Genomic DNA, 19,806 nt, shown 5'->3' on the forward strand with positions numbered 1-19,806 from the left:
AAAAGCACCGAAAACGGAAAAATAGCGCACTGATACCGATATGGTGAGGTAATGTTTGATTGTATTCCGGGCGTGCAGGGTACTTCGATCGGCATGGGTCATGAATACAGCATGTGAATCAGTCGTAATAGAATACAATAATTTATGTCTATCAGTCTATCACAGGATTCTTTATTCGGAGACGAGAATCATAATCATGGGTGAGAAAACCAAACACAGCATGTCGCGGCGCGCGTTCGTCAGCGGGATAGCTGGAGCAGCCGGTGGCGCGGCTGGTAGCAGAGGGGTGACTGCCCAAACGGAAGGGGGTGGCGGTTCGATCGACTACGGCGGTTGGCTTGACGACGTGGGATACTGGGACGAACAGACGGCCGATCTCACGGGACAGGGCATGATAACGATCGCAGTCGGTGGTGACCCGAACAGCGGGCTTTCGTTTGATCCCGTCGCTGTCCACATCGATCCTGGTACGACAGTCACGTGGGAATGGACCGGAAGTGGAGGTGCTCACAACGTCGTCGCCGAGGACGACAGTTTCACCAGCGGGAGTCCGGTTGCCCAAGCAGGTACCACGTTCACCCAGACGTTCGATGCCGATGGAATCATCAACTACTACTGTGAACCTCACCGGAGTCAGGGAATGAAAGGAGCTGTTGCTGTCGGATCAGTTCCGCGGGAGACGGCCGCACAGCAGGAAACCGATCCGGAGGATCTCGGCGTCCCCTTCCAACCTCACTACGTCGGTATCAGTGCCCTATTGATGATGTCCTCCACGCTCATCTTCGTCTTTTATCTGCTCAAATACGGTGAAAGCGCTCACACGAAAGGTGGACGCCGGTGATGATAGGAGAACTGATCGCGGGGGCCGTCTTGGATCTCTCGACTCCCGTAGGGAATCCATTACAGCGTTACCTTTGTAACTCCCATCGAACCCCGGCAACGGCGCTGTTCCCACAATATGGGATAAGCGGCTAAAAACAGATCGTACGGTGAGCGGGCTACGAATGAGTGATGTTGAGTTCGATGACGTTAACCACTTCGAGTAGCTTGGTAGGTAACTCCTCCCGAAAGCGTTGTTTTCGAAACCGGTTGGCGGGACCGGAAACGCTGACCGCTCCGAGCACTCGTCCCGAGGTGCTCAACACGGGCGCAGCAACACACCGGAGCCCCTTGATCCGTTCCCCATTATCGAACGCGTAGCCGCGGTCTTCGATCCGCTGTAGCTGATCCGCTAGTTTGTCGGGATCGGTCACGGTTTTGTCAGTACGATTAGGTAGTCCTTGCCGCTCGAAGATCTCTTTCCGTCGCTGTTCGGGGAGGTGGGCGAGGATCGCTTTTCCGAGAGCGGTGCTGTGTAGATACACGCGGGTACCGACGTGCGCTTCTACTTTCACTGCCTCGTCACCGTAGGCGCGATGGAGATAGATCCCTCGTCCGTGTTCTTCCACGAGCAGATTCGCGAGTTCGTTGGTTTGATCCGCGAGCTTGTCAACTTCCGGGACGGCGACATCGAACAGTTTCATACGACTCCGGGCGTGTGCACCGTGCTCTAGAAACCGAAGTCCAACGTGGTAGGTTCCATCCTCCGAAACGACGTACTCCTCCTCTTCGAGCGTTTGTAGATAGTTGTACGCCGTGCTCGTCGGGATGTCGAGCGCCGTAGAAAGCTCCGTCAACGTCGTTCCACCCCGCTCTTGAATCGTTCCCACGATTTCGAACGTGGTCTTGATCGATTTGATCGAATTTTTTCCCATAGTGGATTGATCACACCAACAAGTATAAATCCACTGCCATCTCGGTGTGCCCGATTCGCGGCCGCTTCCGAGCACTAACGACGGTGATGGTGTTCGCCGGCGAGCCAATTCTCTCGATATCGACTCCTGTCCGGTCGGTCTGTGATGGCTGAACTCCCCCTCGAAACGTTCTGTTCCGGGATGATGACGTTCGATAACAGCATTGTGGGAATTATTTCCTTCCTTGCGGCATACACTGTACCACGGATAGATTCTCCCGAATGAAATAGTATGAAAATATATAATATAAACTAAATATAACGATACGAACGTGATGCCGTTCATTCATCCCGAAAACGTTTTCATAACGACCGTTGATGTTCACACGTTGTATGAACTACAGGCAGTTGCGAGATCCGAACGCAGAGTACACGATGCGTGATCTTTCGGGCGAGACGATGGGATTACACCGGGACCGGGGCCCCCGTGATGTAGAGATCACCGATGTCCAGACGGTGATCGTAGACGGGAACTACCCCTGGACACTCGTCCGCGTGTACACGGACAGCGGGCACGTCGGAAACGGTGAAGCGTACTGGGGTGGCGCGCTGCCGGAGATTATCGAGCGACTCACGCCCTTCGTGGTCGGCGAAAATCCCCTCGATATCGACCGGCTGTACGAACACATGGTGCAGAAGATGTCCGGAGAGGGATCGATCGCTGGAAAGGATATCGCCGCCATTTCCGGCATCGAACTCGCGCTCCACGATGTCGTCGGGAAGATACTGGATGTCCCCGCCTATCAGTTACTCGGAGGCAAGTACCGGGACGCGATTCGGGTGTACTGTGACTGTCACACCGAGGAAGAGGCTGATCCCGAGGCATGCGCTGAGGAAGCCGAACGGGTGGTCGACGAACTCGGCTACGATGCGCTGAAGTTCGACCTCGACGTGCCGTCCGGTCACGAGAAGGACCGTGCAAACCGTCACCTTCGAACGCCGGAGATCGAGCACAAAGCAGAGATCGTCGAACGAGTCACCGAACGCGTGGGCGACCGAGCCGATGTAGCGTTTGACTGCCACTGGGCCTTTTCCGCAGGCAGCGCTCGGCGACTCGCACGACGGCTCGAAGCGTACGATGTCTGGTGGCTCGAAGATCCCGTCCCACCTGAGAACCACGACGTGCAACGAACCGTAACCCAATCGACCGGGACGCCGATCGCCGTCGGAGAGAATGTCTACCGGACGCACGGCCAACGCCGCCTTATCGAGGAGGAAGCGCTCGACATCATCGCTCCCGACGTTCCGAAAGTCGGTGGAATGCGCGAAACCCGGAAGATCGCAACGCTCGCCGATCTCTACTACGTGCCGCTTGCAATGCACAACGTTTCCTCACCGATCGGAACGATGGCTTCTGCACACGTGGGGAGTGCGATCCCGAACGCGCTGGCGCTCGAATATCACTCCTACGAACTCGGCTGGTGGGAAGACCTCGTCGAGGAGGACGACCTCATCCAGGACGGTTACATGGCCATTCCTGAGCGGCCGGGACTCGGTCTGACGCTCGACCTCGACGCCGTCGCTGATCACCTCGCCGAGGGTGAAACGATGTTCGACGAAGCTTGAGCTTGGCGACGACCGAAACTCATCGTGTTTGGCGTCTGTGACCGACTGATGAACCGCTACCGGCCGTCCTCGTTCTCGCTCGACCGGATCTGTGTTTCCTTCAAAAGAACATGATGTACGGTATATTCGAAATTAGATCCATAATGCTGGCGATAACGATCCGTTTTGGAGATATTTTCATGGGGCTCTTCGAGAAAAACGCGGAAAATGATGCCTATTCGCTCGAATGCTGACGATTACCACCCACTGAATAATGAAATATATTTTATTAGTGTGGCTATATAACATTTCCGCTCTTGCTAGTGATGTCTGGAATAGATGCTCATTTATCATATATATTTATATATTTCAATATTATTTTCCAAGGTAAAATACCCGTAGCGCGTAGTTGTGACGGACGTTACCATGGGAAGGACATTCTACCTCCATGGAAAATGTTTAATAGTGATCAACGACACGGAACGGTAGGCAGTTTAGTGATGTACCATGTCTACTGACATCGACCACGTTGACGATCGGGATCGACGTCGATACTTGAAAACACTTGCCGCTCTCGGTGCTGTCGGAACAACGGGGATCGCCGGCTGTTTGGACGAGGGGAGTGGTTCTAACGACGGTGGCGGAAGCGGTACGCTCGAAGTTGTCCACGGCTGGAATTCGGGAGACGGACAAGCGGCGATGAATGCTCTCAAAAAAGCATTCAATGAGGAATATCCGGATATATCAACTGACTATAACGGTGCTGGAGGTGACGCCAACAGCAATCTCAACACAGTCATCGCAAACAGATTACAGAACAATGATCTGATGGGATCGTTTGCGAACTGGCCCGGAAAACACCTCGAACGGTACAAGGGTGCCCTCATGAACGTCGAGAAAGACGTTTGGAAGGAGGCCGGTCTCAAAGACACAATCCACGAGGCGACGGTCGAGCAGTGTACGTTCAACGATAAGATGCCTGCGGTACCGATCGGTTCTCACCGGATGAACAACCTCTTTTACAACGTTCAGGTGTTCGAAGAGGCAGGGGTTGACCCCGAATCGTTGGATTCGATCGATGCACTGATCTCGGCGTTCGAAACGATCGGACAGAACACCGATGCCGTGCCCATGACTCAGGCAATGAGCGGGCCATGGACGAATCTCCAACTGTTCGCTCAGATCCTCCTGAGTCAGTCGGGTGTGGAGGCGTACACCAACTTCATCGAGGGGAATCCCGACGGGAACGCAATCCGATCAGCGCTCAAAGCGACGAAAAACATCCTCCAGAACCACATCCCTGACAACGCCTCGACGCTGAGCATGACCGAGGCGAACGAGAAGATCATCAACGGCACTGCTGGCTGTGTCCATCAGGGTAACTGGCTGTACGGCGCGTATCGCAGGAATGATCAGGAGTATCAGACGGATTGGGGCTGGATCCCCTTCCCCGGAACGGAAGGAGTGTACGTCTTCCACCTCGATTCGTTCGTGGCGCCTGCGAACAACCCAACCCCGGAGCTGACCAAACAGTGGCTCCGGTTCGTGGGATCGAAAAAAGCTCAGATCACGTTCAATAAGAACAAGGGGTCTGTTCCGCTCCGAACCGACGTGGATCCCAGTAAACTACCGAAATACCTTCAGCAGATGTACGAGGATCTCCGGTCTGCGAAACAGTTGCCCCCCACGATCGCACACGGACTGGCGGTCACACCGCAGACGCTCACGGCGTGTGAAGAGGCGTTCCGGGTGAACTTCATGGGTCCCTACAAGGTTGAGGCAGCCGCGAGTGACCTCGAATCAGCGGTTTCGAACTGACTCATAGGTAATATAATTCATACAATAAGTAATCTGTTATGGCTACACACGAAGCAACCGGGGAGTCGGTAGCGGACTCCGTCGGATGGCGGACGAAGCTCCGATACGTCCTCAATGGGGATTTCGTTCGGTCGCTTCCCTACTGGGGTATCCCCTTTGTGATCATGGGGATCGCCGTCTACGGTGGAATCGGCTACAACATCGCAATTTCGTTAACCGACACCGCCGGGATCGGGCCGGTCGACTGGTCGAGTCTGGATCTGGAGATGTACAGTCAGGCGTTATCCGAACCCTCCGTTCATCGGGCTGCCGTGAACACGTTCGTTCTGTTAGTCGCGTTCACGGCAATCTGTCTGGTGTTGGGTCTGTTCCTCGCGGTACTCCTCGACAGGCAGTTCCGGTTCAAAGAACAGATACAGATGATCTACTTGCTTCCGATGAGCCTCTCGTTCGTCGTGACAGCGAAACTGTGGGTGTGGATGTACGACGCCGAGTTCGGTGTCATCAACGTCGTGCTTGGATTGTTCGGGATCGATCCGATCAACTTTCTCGGGAACCCGTCGTTCTCACTCGCTGCGATCATCTTCGCGTTGATCTGGCAGTTCAGCGGCTACACGATGATCGTGTATCTCGCCGGGTTACGATCGATCCCGGGCTCGCAGTTCGAAGCCGCACAGATCGACGGCGCCAGTACAGTCAGGATCTACCTGCGCGTCATCATCCCACAGCTCAAGGCCGCATCGGTGAGCGCGGCGGTCGTGTTGATGGTGTTCGCGCTGAAGACGTTCACCTTCCTGTACGCGCTGACGGGGGGATACACGCCACCGAAAGGCACTGACATACTGGCGACGTTGATGATGCGAGAGGCGTTCAACAACGTCCAGTGGGCGTATGGAGCAGCGATCGCCACTATGCTGTTGATCATGGCTCTGGGCGTCATTTCGCCGTATCTCTACTACCAGCACAAACAGGGGAGTCTCTAACCATGGCACGAGAATCACTTGCTGACATCGACGTTGCAGGAATCGTAAACGGGATGGATGCCCGGCGGCTCGGGATCTACATCGTGGTGACGCTGTTCATCGCGTTTTTCCTCGCGCCGCTGGAGGCGGGGATCCTGACAGCGATCAAAACCGACGCATCGATCTCCCAGACGGTGCCGTTTCTCCCGCCGGGTGCCGACGGAGTGACAGCCGAAAACGTTGGAACCGCCTTCGACCAGTTATACGGCAGCATCATCAATTCGCTCGTGATGGCGATTCCGGCCACGCTCATCACTATCGTGTTCGCCAGCATGGCCGCTTACGGTCTTACGATGATCGACTGGCGGGGACAGGTCGGAATTCTCGTGTTGTTCCTCATCGGCGTGTTCGTGCCCTACCAGGCGGTCATCATTCCGATCGATAAGTTCTGGTATCAGGTCTTCCCGTTGGCTGAGATGCTCGAGCCAGTCGCACGGTTGAAACTCGTCGAACCCGGACATCTGCAGTTGGTTCCGTTGACGATCACCCACATCGCATACGGAATCCCGATCGTCACGGTCCTGTTTCGGGGATACTACCAGAGTATGCCCACATCGTTCATCGAAGCCGCAAAGATCGACGGCAAAAGCCTCACGAGCATCTATAAGGACATCGTCCTTCCGCTGTCGAAACCGATGTTCGGGGTGGTGTTCATCTACCAGTTCACGCAGATCTACAACGAGTTCCTGTTCTCGTTGACGATCATCAAGTACGCGAACGCGACAGCGGCGACGATGACGCTGGTGCTGTCCGGCATCGGTGCCTCGATATCCGGCGTCGATTACGGTCTTCGGATGGCTGCGGCGTTTCTTGCCGCGCTTCCGACCCTGGTGTTGTACATTGCGTTTTCCGAACAGTTCGCGAAAGGACTCCAAACGGGCGGAGCATAATCGGTTTCAGAATATCTACGACACAAACAGTAAACATGGCTAACATAACGATAGAAACACTCACGAAACGCTTTGACGACGTTGTCGCCGTCGATGACGTGAACGTCGACATCGAGGATGGAGAGTTCATCGTTCTCGTCGGTCCGTCGGGGTGTGGCAAGACGACGACGCTCCGGATGATTGCCGGATTGGAAACGCCTTCAGAGGGTCAGATACAGTTCGACGGAGACCTGATGAATTATCGTACGCCCCAAAACAGGGACGTTGCGATGGTGTTTCAGGACTACGCCCTGTATCCACACATGACCGTTCGCGGTAACATGAAGTTCGGGTTGGAAGAAGAACCCGACTTCACGGACGAAGAACGCAAACAGCGGGTCGAAGAAGTCGCGGAACTGCTCGACATCTCCGAGCTGCTCGACCGTCGTCCCGAGGAGCTATCTGGGGGCCAACAGCAGCGTGTGGCGCTCGGGCGGGCGATCGTTCGCGATCCGGAGGTGTTTTTGATGGACGAGCCGCTGTCGAATCTGGATGCGAAGCTCCGCGCTCAGATGCGGACGGAGCTCCAACAGCTCCAAGAGCAACTCGACGTGACGACCGTCTACGTGACACACGATCAGACCGAAGCGATGACGATGTCCGATCGGATGGTAGTGATGAACGACGGCGTCCTCCAGCAAGTCGGGGAGCCCCTCGAACTGTACCACGAACCGACCAACACGTTCGTTGCCCAGTTCATCGGCGAACCATCGATGAACTTCCTCGATGGAACGTACGAGAACGAGACGTTCGTCTCCGACCAGCTGACCTACCCGTTCGACGACCGGCTCGCGGATGCCCTCGGTAGGAGGTCCGACGGCGATGAACTGCTGTTAGGCATCCGGCCCGAAGATATCGAGCTGCACGATCCTGATGGCGAAACACGGGGGGAGGCCAGCCATGAGAACCACACGGCAGAAATGAACGTGACTGTGGTAGAGCCGATGGGCAACGAAAACGTGATCCATCTCACGTTCCCCCACTCTTCGAGCGAAACCGATGATCTCATCGCGGTCGCTGACGGAATGCGGCGGATCGACACGGACAGCGACATCCTCGTTCACATTCCACCTGAAGCCATACACGTGTTCGATGCGGAGACCGGTGACGCGCTCCACAATCGACGCCTCGAATACGAAGGGAAGGTAGTTCAGATCTGATTACGAACAGAGATTTTGTCCTTTTGTCGGCTCTATAGGGCGCTCGTGGCGAATCCTCCGTCGATCGTGAGTATCTCGCCAGTGATGTACGACGCCGCATCGCTAGCGAGAAAGACCGCTCCACCGACGATCTCCTCGCGCTCTGCGACACGGCTGAGCGGCGTGCGCTGATCGATCCGGTCGCGTTTTTCGGTCCCCTCGGCGTAGGTCTCCTCGTTCTGTGGCGTGATGACGAAGCCAGGAGCGATCGCGTTGACTCGAAGCTCCGGAGCCAATTCCTTTGCGGCCGCCCGTGTGAACGCTTCGACGCCGCCCTTCGCCGCGGAGTAGGCTGGCAGTTTCGCCATCGAAAGCCTGGCTGTCAGCGAGGAGATAGTGATGATGGCACCGCCGTCGGTCATCGCGGGTGCGAACGTTTGTGTGACGCGCCGGACGCCATCAAGTGCGACGTCGGTTACTCGATCCCAGTCGTCGTCATCGATCCCGAGAACTGATTCCCGGGAGATCGCACCCTGTGAGACGACGACCACATCGATGCCGCCGAGTTCTTCGATCGCCGCCTCACGAACCCGCTCGATCGTTGCTGTCTCGGTGACATCGCACGTGACCCGTGTGGTGGTCACACCGCGCTCTTCGAGCGCTGCAGCGGTAGTATCGACCTTGTCCTCGCTTCGGCTGGTCCCGATCACGTCAGCTCCTTCACTTCCAAACCCGAGAGCGATAGCCTGTCCGATTCCGCTCGTCCCACCGACGACAACGACCCGCTTGTCGCTGACACTCACCGGTGTGTGTTCGTACGAAACCATACGGGGGGTGCGATCGGAACTCGTATCATGGTTTCGGTACCAGTCTCGCAGTATCCCGTAGAATTATAACTACTGGACTGTCAGTACTCATCGTCCATGCGTGGATTGGCGAAAGTGAGCCGGACGAACGGTGCGATGGAACTTGTCGATCGAGAACGACCGAAGCCGGACCCCAACGAGGCGCTCGTTGAAGTCGAATACGCAGGGCTCTGTGGGAGCGACGCTGGCATCTACGAGTTCGAATCGGCGTTCGAGCGAATGGAACTGCCGACCGTCATCGGACACGAATACACCGGGCGAATCGTAGAAACGGGCGAAGACGTTTCTGCGTTCTCAGTCGGGGACCGTGTCGTTGAGCGACCGATTCGGGGATGTGGCGAGTGTTATCAATGTTCGATCGGCGAGGAAAACGTCTGTCAAAACGCGGTGATTACGGGCGTCGATCACGATGGAGCGTACGAACAGTTCATCGCGGTTCCCGAGCGGGCGTTACATCCCGTCCCGGAGGGCGTCGATCCGATGCACGCGGCCGTCGTCGAACCAACGAGTATCGGTGCCCGGGCAGTGATCGAGAACTCTCGTGTGAGTCCCGGTGACCGGGTGTTGGTCGAGGGGCCAGGTCCGATCGGACTACTGACTGCCCAGATAGCACGCGCACAGGGTGGAACTGTCGTCGTCTCTGGGGTCGACCAAGATGGGACGTACCGGTTGCCGCTGGCCGAACGGTTGGGTCTCGAAACGATCAACGTCCAGTCCGAGGCGTTCGAAGAACGGTGCAACGAGCTGACCGATCACGTCGGATTCGATGTCGTGTTCGATACGACCGGCCACCCCTCGGGATTGCCGTCGGCCGTCGACACCGTCCGAAAGGGTGGACAGATCGTTCTCGTCGGACAAACCGGAGAGACGACGATGCCGTACTCGCCGCTCGTCCGTTCTGAGATCGATCTCCAGTGTTCGTATGCATCGATGTACGAGGACTTCGAACGGGCGTTCCGGCTCATCCGCTCGGGGGACGTCGACTGTGAGACGTTCGTCGACGATCGGTTTTCGTTGCTCGACGCCGATGACGCCTTCGAGACGTTCCTCGCTGGAGAGACGTGTAAACCGGTGTTCGACGTCTCTCAACTCGCGGAGTAGTCACTCTCACATGACTGGAGTATCACACGAAGCCACGACTGACGGCGTTTCGTATCGATCCTCGACAAGCATCGTGTTTTAGTAGTTGGTTTCCGTACCGGACGGTGATGATCGATTGGATCGATAGCTACGAGACACGCCGGTGGCAGTCGACGACGGAGGGAACGGTCCGATACGCGCTGTTGGGACTCGGGTGGTGGACCGTCGATGTCGCCCTGCCCGCGATCGCGGCCTCCGAGCTCGGTGAGGTGACTGTTCTCGTGAGCAGTTCTACGGACAAAGCCGAGCGAATCGCTGCGGAGAACGACGTCCCTCGGGGCATCAGCTACGAGGAGTACCACGACGGCGTCGCAACCGACGCGTACGACGCTGTGTACGTCGGAACTCCGAACGCGTACCACCTCGAATACGTCGAAACGGCGGCTGCACACGGAAAGGACGTGCTCTGTGAGAAGCCGATGGAGAGCACGGTCGAACGGGCCCAGCGGATGGTCGAAAGCTGTGCCGCCGCTGGCACCGAACTGATGATCGGCTACCGGATGCACACCGACCCAGCTGTCCAACGCGCGCGCGAACTCATCGAAGACGGATTTCTCGGGGAACCGGTTTCCGTCCGCGGCCACAACAGCCAGCCTTTGTTAGAAATGATTCCAGACCCGGATCAGTGGCGGCTCGATCCCGACCGAACCGGGTACGGAACCACGGTGATGGATCTTGGGATCTACTCGATCAACACGACGCGCTTTCTGCTGGACCGCGACCCCATCGCCGTCCAGTCCCGAATGGCTTCGACCCACGACGCGTTCGACGATGTTCCCGACGAACGGTCCGCCTCACTCCTCGCTTTCGAGGACTGTGAGATGGTCTCGACCGCGAGTCAGAACGCTCACGAGGATACCCGTCTCACGATCACCGGAACGCACGGACAGATCGAACTCAGGCCGGCCTTTCACGGGGAGTGTGGATTACATCTTTCCCGAAACGATCTCTCGATCGATGTGACCCACGAAACGTTCGACGCCGAACGGGAGACGACAGAACTGTTCGAGTATTTCTCTGACAGACTGCTCAGCGACGGTGATATCTATCCCGACGGCCGCCACGGACTCATGGATATGCGCATCATCGAGGCGATCTACGAGGCCGGAGAAACCGGAGACGTGATCGAGCTGTAACACGCAACATCGCGTCTCACGGGCCCTGAGCGGAGCAACGACCCGCCAATGGATGGTACGGATATCTCTATAACAATTCCCACAATGATGAACTTCTGATAGCAGTTGGTCGCACCGAGATCGGAGTAATTCGTGGAAAACTATGCTATCTACGCTCGTTCGTCGGGTTCAGCTCATACCTACCGTTAACGGTGCTGTATCTCTGTTCCGACAATGGTGGATACATGCTGATGGAGCAGTAGGGGCTGAGGCGTCAAACACCGTTGCTACGGACCAGCGATCCACCGATTGGGCGATGATCGCGAACGCCGACCCGCTTACAGCAGTACCCATGTAAGGAACACCAGTCCTCACCACGATGATGGACGACTACTAGCACGTTTTTCCCTCGCCTTACCATCATACAGTTGATATCAATGTGCAATTACTATACTCTATCGTTAGGGATATATATAGTACCAAATGTCATTATTAACGTTTGTGATAACGATGAACTCGGTCAAAGCGTACGTTCATACGTCTAATCGCCTTCTGTAGGAACAGACGTATCTTATCTTCGCTCTTATCTTTTCTCATCATAACGTATCTCCAACTATCGGATTATAATTAATTGTACACCAATCGTTTATGGTTATGAACGGTTGACATCCCATTATTATTAGCTGATGACAATGCATATGTGACTACAATTATATTCACTAACATATCGTCAGATACGTTCAAAACGTCACAATGTAGTGCTCGATCGTTTTCACCACATTTATCATCCGTGGTGCTCGTGTCGAGAATACGAATGGTCGCCATCGAAACCACGGCCCTCACGAAGCAGTTCGAAGATGTCACTGCTGTTGAAGAGTTGAATCTTCGGATCGAGGAAGGAGAGATATTCGGGTTTCTCGGACCGAACGGTGCCGGGAAATCGACGACGATCAACATGCTACTGGATTTTCACCGTCCGACATCGGGATCAGCGACCGTGCTTGGATACGATGCACAGGACGAAACCGACGCGATCCGACGCCGGGTAGGCGTCCTTCCGGAGGGAATAGAGCTGTACGGCCGGCTCACGGCCCGCGAGCACCTTGAGCTGTGTGTTCAGATGAAAGACGCCGCTGACGATCCCGACGCCGTGTTGGATCGTGTTGGATTGAACGACGCCGGGGATCGTCCGGTGAGTGGGTTCTCGAAGGGAATGGCCCAGCGGCTCGCGCTGGGAATCGCGTTGATCGGATCACCAGATCTCCTCATTCTCGACGAGCCGACGTCCGGACTGGATCCTAACGGCATTCAGGAGTTCCGCGAACTCCTCCGTGCAGAGGCCGAATCGGGAACGACCATCTTCTTTTCGAGTCACGTTCTCTCGGAAGTCGAAGCGGTTTGTGACCGGGTGGGCATCATGAACGAGGGAACTCTCGTGGCGCTCGACACGATCGACAACCTTCGAGAACACGCTGGTTCGGGTGGCATTGTCGATCTCACCCTCGAATCCGTGCCCGAGGATCTCTCGCTCGGACAACTTGAGGGAGTCTCAGATGTTACGATCGACGGCACTGACCTCCATGCCGTCTGTACGACCCCCCAAGCGAAGGTAGACGTGATTCGCCGCGTAGATCGGGTAGCAACGGTCACCGGGATCGTTGTCGAGGAGACGTCGCTCGAAGACCTGTTTAACGAGTACACCAACGGTGAACGAGGGGCGTCCGGAGAAACGGAAGCCTCCGCGGAGGTGATCGCATGAGCTTCGTCGGCGTCGTCCGGAAGGACCTCCTAGATGTCCGGCGATCCAACCTCATCCGGGGGATCGGACTGTTGTATCTCGCCTTCACCGTGTTGTTCTTCTGGGGAACTGGTAGCTCGGGGGATCCGGATATGTATCTCTCGTTGTGGTCGATGATCGCGATCGCCGTCCTCATCGTACCCCTGATCGCACTCGTGGCAGCGTATCTCTCAGTGGCCGGTGAGCGCCAAAGCGGCAATCTCAAATTCCTACTATCGTATCCGAACAGCCGTCGTGACGTCGTCCTCGGAAAACTCATCGCCCGCTCGATCGTCGTTGGTGGTGCGATCACATTCGCTTACGCGGTCGGACTGGCGTTAGCGCTCTACTACTATTCGGACGTCGTCATCGGTGATTTCATCGCTTTCGTCGGATTGACGCTGCTGTACGCCGTCGTCTACGTGAGTATTGCTGTGGGGTTATCCGCTGCCACTAGCACTCGATCCAGAGCGATGGGTGGGGCCATCGGAGTGTGGTTTTTCCTGAACGTGTTCTGGAACGCCTTCCCGATCAATCCGAACACCATCATCGAGTTCGTTGCCAATCGGCTCGGAACGTCCGTCTCACAGAACCTCAAGGATCTCGTCTGGTCGCTCAGCCCGACCGGCGCGTACATGAATTCGATGCAGTTGGTGTTTCCCGACTCCGTTGCCAAACAGACTGGACAGGACGCGTGGATCGATCCGAACGCTCCATTTTACCTTGATGGCTGGTTTATGCTGGTAATCCTCGTGGCATGGCTTCTCGTCCCTCCCCTATTGGGATACTGGCGGTTCCAGCGCGCTGATCTCGGGTGACGGTTCGACCGCTACCACGACGTTTCTGTCATATCAATAATCAACTATGTAGTTGATATGGAACGGTAACACTATCTTTTTGTGGAAGGCCAGTGATCAATATCTGTGTACGAGTCCACAAACGACGACGGAACGACCCGACGAACGATGTTACAGCTACTGGGAGCGACCGCTGGGATCGCGACAGTCGGCGTAGGAGATGCGTTCGCACTACAGTCGGAATCATCGGACGACGGTCGATATACGCTTCCGTCACTCCCCTACGACTACGATGCGCTTGAGCCAGCCATCGACGAGCAGATCATGCGACTCCATCACGACAAACATCATCAGGGCTACGTCGATGGAGCAAACGAGGCTCTCGACAAACTAGCGGATATGAGACAGAAAGACGAATTTGATAATATAAAATCAGTAAAAAGAGATCTATCATTCAATTTGTCAGGTCATGTTTTACATTCGATCTTTTGGACGAGTATGTCGCCGGACGGCGGTGGAAGCCCATCGGGGACGTTGGCAGACGCTCTCCAAGAGGATTTCGGCTCCGTTGACGGGGCTATCGCGGAGTTCTGCGCTGCTGCCAAGAAGGTGGAAAGTTCCGGATGGGGGTTGCTCGTCTACGATCATCTGGCGGATCGATTGTTAGTAACCCAAGCGGAGGCGCACAATGATCTCGCGGTTCAGGGTGCGACACCGTTGCTCGTCCTCGACGTGTGGGAACACGCCTACTACCTTCAGTACACGAACGACCGGGGAGCGTACGTGGATGCGTTCTTCGATGTCGTCGATTGGGAGACCGTCCGCAGTCGGTATGAGGCAGTGACGTCCTCGGCCGTGTGGGAGTGATGACGCTCACGTCCGCCAGTAAGCCGGTGTGAGTAAGACGAGCACGGGGAGGATTTCGAGCCGTCCGATCCACATCAGAAACACCATGAACAGCTTCGACGTCAGGGGGAAGTCGAGATAGCTGTTCATTGGCCCAACCGAACCGAATCCCGGCCCGACGTTACCCAAAGTAGCGGCGACAGCACTCATCGCCTCGAACGCGCTCAGATAGTGACCAACCCGCCACGCGTCCGCGATCACGAGAACAACCCCGACGAAAAAGAACACGAGATACAGCAAAGTGAACGCGTAGATGCCTCGGATCGTCCGTTCATCGAGTGGATTACCGTTCAGTCGAACGGGTGCGACCGCCGCGGGATGGACAGTCGTAAACAGCTCTTTGCGGAGTGATTTGAGGACCACGACCCAGCGAACGACCTTGATCGCGCCAGCAGTTGACCCCGCCGATCCACCGATGAACATCCCGAACAACAGCACGTACTTGGCTGGAGCGCTCCAGGTGTTGAAGTCCATGCTGGCGTATCCGGTCGTCGTGACGATCGAAACGATCTGAAACGCCGCGTGTCGAACCGAGGCTTCGAGCTTGCCGCTAAACGAGAATCCATCGACTGGGATGGCTTGGAGTCCGATGCCGAAAAACAGCTGTCCAGCGACGATAGCGGTAAGCGCGGCTATGATGCCGGTAAAGGCTTGGAACTCGGTATCGTTGAGCAGTCGTTTCGGTCCATCCGTAACGCAGTGCCAGAACAGAGCAAAATTCGTTCCTGCGACGACCATGAACGGAATGATCACCCATTGCACCGCAGCGGAGAACGCTTCGATCGATCGCGCCTCCGGGGAAAACCCGCCGGTCGGAAGTGTCGTAAGCGCGTGGGAAACGGCGTTGTACAGTCCCATGTTCGGCGCGAGTCCGAGGAGATGGAGTCCGTACAACAACACCATTTCGAGCAGGGTAAATCCTAGATACGCGATCCAGAGGACGCGTGCGGTTTTAGCGATACGGGGCGTGAGTTTCTGAATGCCTGGTCCGGGAGCCTCTGCATCCATCAGCTGCGCACCACCGACTGATAGTTCCGGAAGAATGGCGACCGCGAGCACGATGATACCCATCCCACCGAGCCATTGGGTGAGTTGTCGCCAGAGCAATAGGGCGTGGGAATGACGATCGAACGAGATGTCTCCCATCACGGTCGCGCCAGTGGTTGTGAAGCCGCTCATCGATTCGAACAACGCGTTTTCGGGCCGTGCAAGCGTCGATTCAGTGCCGACGATCCCGGCGATCAGATACGGCATCATTCCGACGAACGCGACAACGAGCCACGTGAGCGCTACCATCAGAAACCCTTCACGTGCACCCAGCTCCGGGTCGGGATCGGCACGTTCGAGTGCCACCCCGACAACGATAGCGAACACCAAGGAAGCGATGAACGTCAAAACGTCCTCACCGTAGTACAGCGCGACAGCGAGCGGAATGAGAAACGCCCCTGCGAGATACTTGACGACGGTACCGACGAGACCGACGCTCGCACGCCAATCGACGCGGAGCCGATCCCAGCTGCCGATCCAGTCTCGGTTCATATGATTTTTGCGATATTATCGGCGGCGGCCGTTTCGGCGAACAGCACTACGTGGTCACCGGTCTCGATGACGGTGTCGCCGCGGGGGGTGATGACCGAACTGTTCCGTGCGATCGCTCCCACGACGACCTGAGGTGGAAGATCCGCCATCGATTCACTGATCGGCCGGTTTTCGAGGATGCTGTCGGCGTTAACCTCGATTTCGAGCACTTCCGCACAGCCGTGTTCGATGAGCGCCACTTTCTCGGTGCCGTGTGTAAAGCGAATGGTCTCCTCGGCGGTTACATCGCGTGGATTGACCGCTGCGCCGACGCCAACTGCCTCGAAGAGATCGGTGTATTCGGTGGTTTCGACCACTGCGATCGTCCGGTCGACGCCGATCCGCTCTGCCAACAGCGACGCGAGTAGGTTCTTCTCATCGGAGCCGAGGGTAGCGACCACGGCATCGGCATCGCCCACGTGCTCTCTGTCGAGGAACTCCCGATCGGTGGCATCGCTTTCCATCACCGTCGTCCCGACAAGCTCCTCGGCCAGCTCGCGTGCCCGGTCGTGGTCGTATTCGATCAGTCTGGGATGGCGGCCCCGGTCTTCGAGCAATCGAGCGGTTTCAACCCCGATCTGGCTGCCACCGACGATGACGATGTCCTGTCGATCGTCGGTGTGATCGGGAGCGATGGTCCCGGCAAACGCGTGTGTGCTTTCTGGATTCCCGATTACGACCAACTCATCACCAGCTTTGATGACTGTTTCACCCTCCGGGATGATCACGCTCTCCCCCCGAAGAATGCCAGCAAACGTCAACTCGACGAATCTGTCGACTTCTGCCACCGTTTGACCAGCCACGGGACTGCCCTTTGGCACGCGGAATTCGGCCATCAGTATCTGACCATCGGCGAAGACATCGACGTTTTGGGAGGCTGGCAGTCCGATAACCCGAACGATCGTCTCCGCCGTCAGGAGGTTGGTACACACCATGAAATCGACACCGAACGTACCACCGGTTTGGTTCCACGTTTCGAGGTAGTTCGTTTGCTTCACCCGTGCGATGGTGAATGGATTGCTCTCCGCTGTCGCCGTCGCGCAGGCCACGACGTTCGTCTCGTCGTCGTCAGTGCTAGCGATGAACAGATCCGCAGTTTCGATATCGGTCTCTCTGAGCGTCGAGAGTGACGTTCCATCGCCCTTGATGGCGAGCACGTCAAGCGAGTAGGTGAGTGCCTCAACCCGTTCACCGTCAGTGTCGATAACGATGACTTCGTGGTCGTCCGCGAGACTCGCTGCGATCGACGATCCGACCTGTCCTGCGCCGGTGATGATCACGCGCATACGTACTCCTCTCCCACTATATCCAGACGAATGTATGACCGACCAAGTGGATTGCTATTCGACCATCTTCGCATTTAACACATATCCGATACCTTTACCGGTGAAGTTTATTGGCATGGGTGTGGTATAGTCGGTAATTCAGGTGTCGCAGCGATCGACAACGATGACGATCAATGATCTCTGGTTTCTCGCCGATCGGGCCGCCCAGAGCGCTGAAAAGGCGTACCACCACCTGATAGAAGACTACGGCGAGCCGCTCGAATTCACCCGAACCAAGACGGTCGATCGACTACGATTTCGCACGCTCGCAGAGCGTATCTCCAGATCAGGTGCCCCCTACGGTTCGCATACGATCGTCTACCGACCTACTGGAAAGCTCCTTCTCGTTCGCCACGAAGGCGTCGATATGTGGGTACTCCCGGGCGGACAACTCGATGGCGAGGAATCCTTTTACGACGCCGCACGGCGCGAACTCGCGGAAGAAGCGGGAATCGACGTGACGTACGACGGACTGGCTACACTCACCCGAGTGGAAGTGACCTACGAAAACTACCGGACATGGGGCGTCATCCCGGTGTTCGCAGCCCGAGCGAACACGGTCGAACCCGATGTCTGTGATCCCGACGGCGAAATCAGTCGGGCACGCTGGTTCTCCGAACTCCCCGACGATACCCGGGATCGTGAGGATCTCCTCGCCTGGCGAGCACACGCGTTCTGACGGAGTGAGAAACGACGACTTCGAAACCGGATCTTATCCTATAGAATCTGGGAAAATTTTTTATGGTATTGTTTCTAATGCAGTCCCATGATACGAAGTGACGTTCCGTACGTCTATGATCGCTTCGATGATACCGAGATCAGCGATGCGCCAGCGGCGGTCTCCGAGACCACCACTGGCCCCGGCCACGAGACGGTTATTACCGATGGAGTGGCGATGAGCTTCCGGTCCTATCAACGTAGAAAACGAAATAACCACATGACGTTCGAGTAATATCGTGTCGATCCGGTTTACGCCACTGTTGGTGACTAGTGTCAGCTACCCGTGTAGCTTTTGAAGAAATAAACTCCGGTTCTTTTTGCAACAGTTCCGTGCAACTTTTTGGTAGCGTCGACGCTTATTGGTAATGTATCATGGTAGATAAAGACGAACTCCGAGAACAGATGCTCGACGCGTTCAGTGGTGCCGACTACCCGATCAACAGTCCAATGGATCTCGTTCCTGCACTTCCCAGCGGCCCGTCGACGAAGTTCGAATCGGGCGACTTCTCCATGACGGCCATGGAACTGAACACCAAACTTGGTAGTGGAGATTTCCCATACGAAACGCCCGAGGACTTCGTCGACGACGTGCTTGAGCAACTGGAAGAGCAAGACCAGTTCTGACATCCTCTCTTCTTTCAAGGAGAGAATCCCGCCGTTTAGGTCGGGCGTGAATCCGACAATGCGCCACAAACTGCCGACGGTTGCCGGATGGAACCCGAACCTCCAAAAGGTATTACCGCCGCACTCCTCAATGAAAGCAGCGGAGAGTGTGGGTTCGGTGGTTGCTGTGCATCCGCCGAGGATTCCACCCCCACCACCGACGGGTAACTGCGTGAGCGAAAGTCGCCTTGAGAAACTGGGGAAATTCCACGGCGTATACTCAGCTACAAAAACACTGCTCCGGCGGGGATTTGAACCCCGGTCATTGCCTATCCCCCCGCGACGCCCGAAAGCGAGCACGGGCGAGAGGGCAATATGATTGGCCGGACTACACTACCGGAGCCCACCTCGCGTGTATTCAGTATTCCGGGCGAGTCCTGTATAATGGTTCCGTTTTCTTCCTGCTATAGGACGCTACACCACGGCACACTACCGACCCGCATCGTGATGACGAACGGTATCGGTCGCCGTCAACCGCCGCCTTCACTGTATGTAGTTCGGTTCGTCTGACTCACACCGCTTTTCGTGTTCTTTCGCCTCGCTTTCGTTGTCGAACATAAGTCCGCAGGCCTCGCAGGTGTGCCACGTTGTATCATCACGCTCGACCTGTGTGACCATACATCCCTATTGGTGCTCTTCGATAAAGGAGTTACGTGGGTAGCGTTAGAGTGACG

19 protein-coding genes and 1 tRNA gene are annotated in these 19,806 nt (G+C 56.2%); 14 read left to right on the forward strand and 6 right to left on the reverse strand.

Annotation, left to right across the window (positions count from 1 at the left end; genetic code table 11):
• Positions 1–196 precede the first annotated feature (196 nt).
• Entirely contained in the window at positions 197–841 is a 645-nt protein-coding gene (locus MW046_RS12875) for a halocyanin domain-containing protein (protein ID WP_368411334.1), read from the forward strand.
• A gap of 157 nt (positions 842–998) precedes the next feature.
• Here MW046_RS12875 and MW046_RS12880 read toward each other — a convergent pair whose 3' ends face one another.
• A complete protein-coding gene (locus MW046_RS12880; RefSeq protein WP_247993508.1) occupies positions 999–1,754 on the reverse strand; it encodes an IclR family transcriptional regulator in 756 nt (251 codons plus the stop codon).
• Positions 1,755–2,125: 371 nt separating this feature from the next.
• On the opposite strand from MW046_RS12880, the gene MW046_RS12885 reads away from it, so the two are divergent.
• The 5 genes from MW046_RS12885 (at position 2,126) to MW046_RS12905 (ending at position 8,266) form a co-directional block, all read left to right on the forward strand.
• Positions 2,126–3,358 carry a mandelate racemase/muconate lactonizing enzyme family protein gene (locus MW046_RS12885; RefSeq protein WP_247993509.1) on the forward strand — a complete coding sequence of 411 codons (1,233 nt, stop codon included), beginning with the start codon at positions 2,126–2,128 and terminating at the stop codon, positions 3,356–3,358.
• Between the two features lie 486 nt (positions 3,359–3,844).
• A complete protein-coding gene (locus MW046_RS12890) occupies positions 3,845–5,155 on the forward strand; it encodes an ABC transporter substrate-binding protein (protein ID WP_247993510.1) in 1,311 nt (436 codons plus the stop codon).
• A gap of 38 nt (positions 5,156–5,193) precedes the next feature.
• Positions 5,194–6,138, forward strand: coding sequence for a carbohydrate ABC transporter permease (locus MW046_RS12895; RefSeq protein WP_247993511.1), 945 nt, complete (start codon positions 5,194–5,196; stop codon positions 6,136–6,138).
• A gap of 2 nt (positions 6,139–6,140) precedes the next feature.
• On the forward strand, positions 6,141–7,067 hold the full coding sequence (locus tag MW046_RS12900) for a carbohydrate ABC transporter permease (protein ID WP_247993512.1): 927 nt from the start codon (positions 6,141–6,143) through the stop codon (positions 7,065–7,067).
• Between the two features lie 35 nt (positions 7,068–7,102).
• On the forward strand, positions 7,103–8,266 hold the full coding sequence (locus MW046_RS12905; RefSeq protein WP_247993513.1) for an ABC transporter ATP-binding protein: 1,164 nt from the start codon (positions 7,103–7,105) through the stop codon (positions 8,264–8,266).
• 32 nt (positions 8,267–8,298) lie between these two features.
• On the opposite strand, the gene MW046_RS12910 is transcribed toward MW046_RS12905, so the two are convergent.
• Positions 8,299–9,072, reverse strand: coding sequence for an SDR family NAD(P)-dependent oxidoreductase (locus tag MW046_RS12910; RefSeq protein ID WP_247993514.1), 774 nt, complete (start codon positions 9,070–9,072; stop codon positions 8,299–8,301).
• A gap of 96 nt (positions 9,073–9,168) precedes the next feature.
• Here MW046_RS12910 and MW046_RS12915 point away from each other — a divergent pair, with 96 nt between their 5' ends.
• The 5 genes from MW046_RS12915 (at position 9,169) to MW046_RS12935 (ending at position 14,807) form a co-directional block, all read left to right on the forward strand.
• Positions 9,169–10,212 carry a zinc-dependent alcohol dehydrogenase gene (locus MW046_RS12915; RefSeq protein WP_368411335.1) on the forward strand — a complete coding sequence of 348 codons (1,044 nt, stop codon included), beginning with the start codon at positions 9,169–9,171 and terminating at the stop codon, positions 10,210–10,212.
• Positions 10,213–10,319: 107 nt separating this feature from the next.
• Positions 10,320–11,387 carry a D-xylose 1-dehydrogenase Gfo6 gene (gene gfo6, locus MW046_RS12920; protein ID WP_247993516.1) on the forward strand — a complete coding sequence of 356 codons (1,068 nt, stop codon included), beginning with the start codon at positions 10,320–10,322 and terminating at the stop codon, positions 11,385–11,387.
• Positions 11,388–12,180: 793 nt separating this feature from the next.
• A complete protein-coding gene (locus tag MW046_RS12925; RefSeq protein ID WP_247993517.1) occupies positions 12,181–13,125 on the forward strand; it encodes an ABC transporter ATP-binding protein in 945 nt (314 codons plus the stop codon).
• The gene (locus MW046_RS12930; protein WP_247993518.1) at positions 13,122–13,961 is read left to right on the forward strand and encodes an ABC transporter permease; all 840 of its coding nucleotides are present in this window, start codon (positions 13,122–13,124) and stop codon (positions 13,959–13,961) included. Before MW046_RS12925 ends, MW046_RS12930 begins: the two co-directional genes overlap by 4 nt.
• Before the next feature lie 105 nt (positions 13,962–14,066).
• On the forward strand, positions 14,067–14,807 hold the full coding sequence (locus MW046_RS12935; protein WP_247993519.1) for a superoxide dismutase: 741 nt from the start codon (positions 14,067–14,069) through the stop codon (positions 14,805–14,807).
• 6 nt (positions 14,808–14,813) lie between these two features.
• Here the strand turns inward: MW046_RS12935 and MW046_RS12940 are convergent, their stop codons facing one another.
• Positions 14,814–16,385 (reverse strand): TrkH family potassium uptake protein, encoded by a 1,572-nt coding sequence (locus tag MW046_RS12940; protein WP_247993520.1) that lies wholly within the window; start codon positions 16,383–16,385, stop codon positions 14,814–14,816.
• Complete coding sequence (gene trkA, locus MW046_RS12945) at positions 16,382–17,710, reverse strand: Trk system potassium transporter TrkA (RefSeq protein ID WP_247993521.1); 1,329 nt, start codon at positions 17,708–17,710, stop codon at positions 16,382–16,384. Before trkA ends, MW046_RS12940 begins: the two co-directional genes overlap by 4 nt.
• A 163-nt stretch (positions 17,711–17,873) precedes the next feature.
• On the opposite strand from trkA, the gene MW046_RS12950 reads away from it, so the two are divergent.
• From MW046_RS12950 to MW046_RS12960, 3 genes are all read left to right on the forward strand, one after another.
• Positions 17,874–18,428, forward strand: coding sequence for an NUDIX hydrolase (locus MW046_RS12950; RefSeq protein WP_247993522.1), 555 nt, complete (start codon positions 17,874–17,876; stop codon positions 18,426–18,428).
• Between the two features lie 87 nt (positions 18,429–18,515).
• On the forward strand, positions 18,516–18,701 hold the full coding sequence (locus tag MW046_RS12955) for a hypothetical protein (protein WP_247993523.1): 186 nt from the start codon (positions 18,516–18,518) through the stop codon (positions 18,699–18,701).
• Positions 18,702–18,841: 140 nt separating this feature from the next.
• The gene (locus MW046_RS12960; RefSeq protein WP_247993524.1) at positions 18,842–19,093 is read left to right on the forward strand and encodes an MTH865 family protein; all 252 of its coding nucleotides are present in this window, start codon (positions 18,842–18,844) and stop codon (positions 19,091–19,093) included.
• A 275-nt stretch (positions 19,094–19,368) separates the two neighbouring features.
• Here MW046_RS12960 and MW046_RS12965 read toward each other — a convergent pair.
• Together MW046_RS12965 and MW046_RS19455 are read right to left on the reverse strand one after the other, a co-directional pair.
• Positions 19,369–19,475, reverse strand: a tRNA-Glu gene (locus MW046_RS12965).
• A 140-nt stretch (positions 19,476–19,615) separates the two neighbouring features.
• A complete protein-coding gene (locus tag MW046_RS19455) occupies positions 19,616–19,750 on the reverse strand; it encodes a DUF7128 family protein (RefSeq protein WP_282190214.1) in 135 nt (44 codons plus the stop codon).
• Between the last annotated feature and the right edge of the window lie 56 nt (positions 19,751–19,806).

It is taken from the genome of Halocatena salina (assembly GCF_023115355.1).
Lineage (GTDB): Archaea > Halobacteriota > Halobacteria > Halobacteriales > Haloarculaceae > Halocatena > Halocatena salina.

Excerpts from the sequence above, each read along its gene's own strand:
- MW046_RS12875 (WP_368411334.1), top strand. The coding sequence starts at position 197 with ATGGGTGAGAAAACCAAACACAGCATGTCGCGGCGCGCGTTCGTCAGC.
- MW046_RS12880 (WP_247993508.1), bottom strand. The coding sequence starts at position 1,754 with ATGGGAAAAAATTCGATCAAATCGATCAAGACCACGTTCGAAATCGTG.
- MW046_RS12885 (WP_247993509.1), top strand. The coding sequence starts at position 2,126 with ATGAACTACAGGCAGTTGCGAGATCCGAACGCAGAGTACACGATGCGT.
- MW046_RS12890 (WP_247993510.1), top strand. The coding sequence starts at position 3,845 with ATGTCTACTGACATCGACCACGTTGACGATCGGGATCGACGTCGATAC.
- MW046_RS12895 (WP_247993511.1), top strand. The coding sequence starts at position 5,194 with ATGGCTACACACGAAGCAACCGGGGAGTCGGTAGCGGACTCCGTCGGA.
- MW046_RS12900 (WP_247993512.1), top strand. The coding sequence starts at position 6,141 with ATGGCACGAGAATCACTTGCTGACATCGACGTTGCAGGAATCGTAAAC.
- MW046_RS12905 (WP_247993513.1), top strand. The coding sequence starts at position 7,103 with ATGGCTAACATAACGATAGAAACACTCACGAAACGCTTTGACGACGTT.
- MW046_RS12910 (WP_247993514.1), bottom strand. The coding sequence starts at position 9,072 with ATGGTTTCGTACGAACACACACCGGTGAGTGTCAGCGACAAGCGGGTC.
- MW046_RS12915 (WP_368411335.1), top strand. The coding sequence starts at position 9,169 with ATGCGTGGATTGGCGAAAGTGAGCCGGACGAACGGTGCGATGGAACTT.
- gfo6 (WP_247993516.1), top strand. The coding sequence starts at position 10,320 with ATGATCGATTGGATCGATAGCTACGAGACACGCCGGTGGCAGTCGACG.
- MW046_RS12925 (WP_247993517.1), top strand. The coding sequence starts at position 12,181 with ATGGTCGCCATCGAAACCACGGCCCTCACGAAGCAGTTCGAAGATGTC.
- MW046_RS12930 (WP_247993518.1), top strand. The coding sequence starts at position 13,122 with ATGAGCTTCGTCGGCGTCGTCCGGAAGGACCTCCTAGATGTCCGGCGA.
- MW046_RS12940 (WP_247993520.1), bottom strand. The coding sequence starts at position 16,385 with ATGAACCGAGACTGGATCGGCAGCTGGGATCGGCTCCGCGTCGATTGG.
- trkA (WP_247993521.1), bottom strand. The coding sequence starts at position 17,710 with ATGCGCGTGATCATCACCGGCGCAGGACAGGTCGGATCGTCGATCGCA.
- MW046_RS12950 (WP_247993522.1), top strand. The coding sequence starts at position 17,874 with ATGACGATCAATGATCTCTGGTTTCTCGCCGATCGGGCCGCCCAGAGC.
- MW046_RS12955 (WP_247993523.1), top strand. The coding sequence starts at position 18,516 with ATGATACGAAGTGACGTTCCGTACGTCTATGATCGCTTCGATGATACC.
- MW046_RS12960 (WP_247993524.1), top strand. The coding sequence starts at position 18,842 with ATGGTAGATAAAGACGAACTCCGAGAACAGATGCTCGACGCGTTCAGT.
- MW046_RS19455 (WP_282190214.1), bottom strand. The coding sequence starts at position 19,750 with ATGGTCACACAGGTCGAGCGTGATGATACAACGTGGCACACCTGCGAG.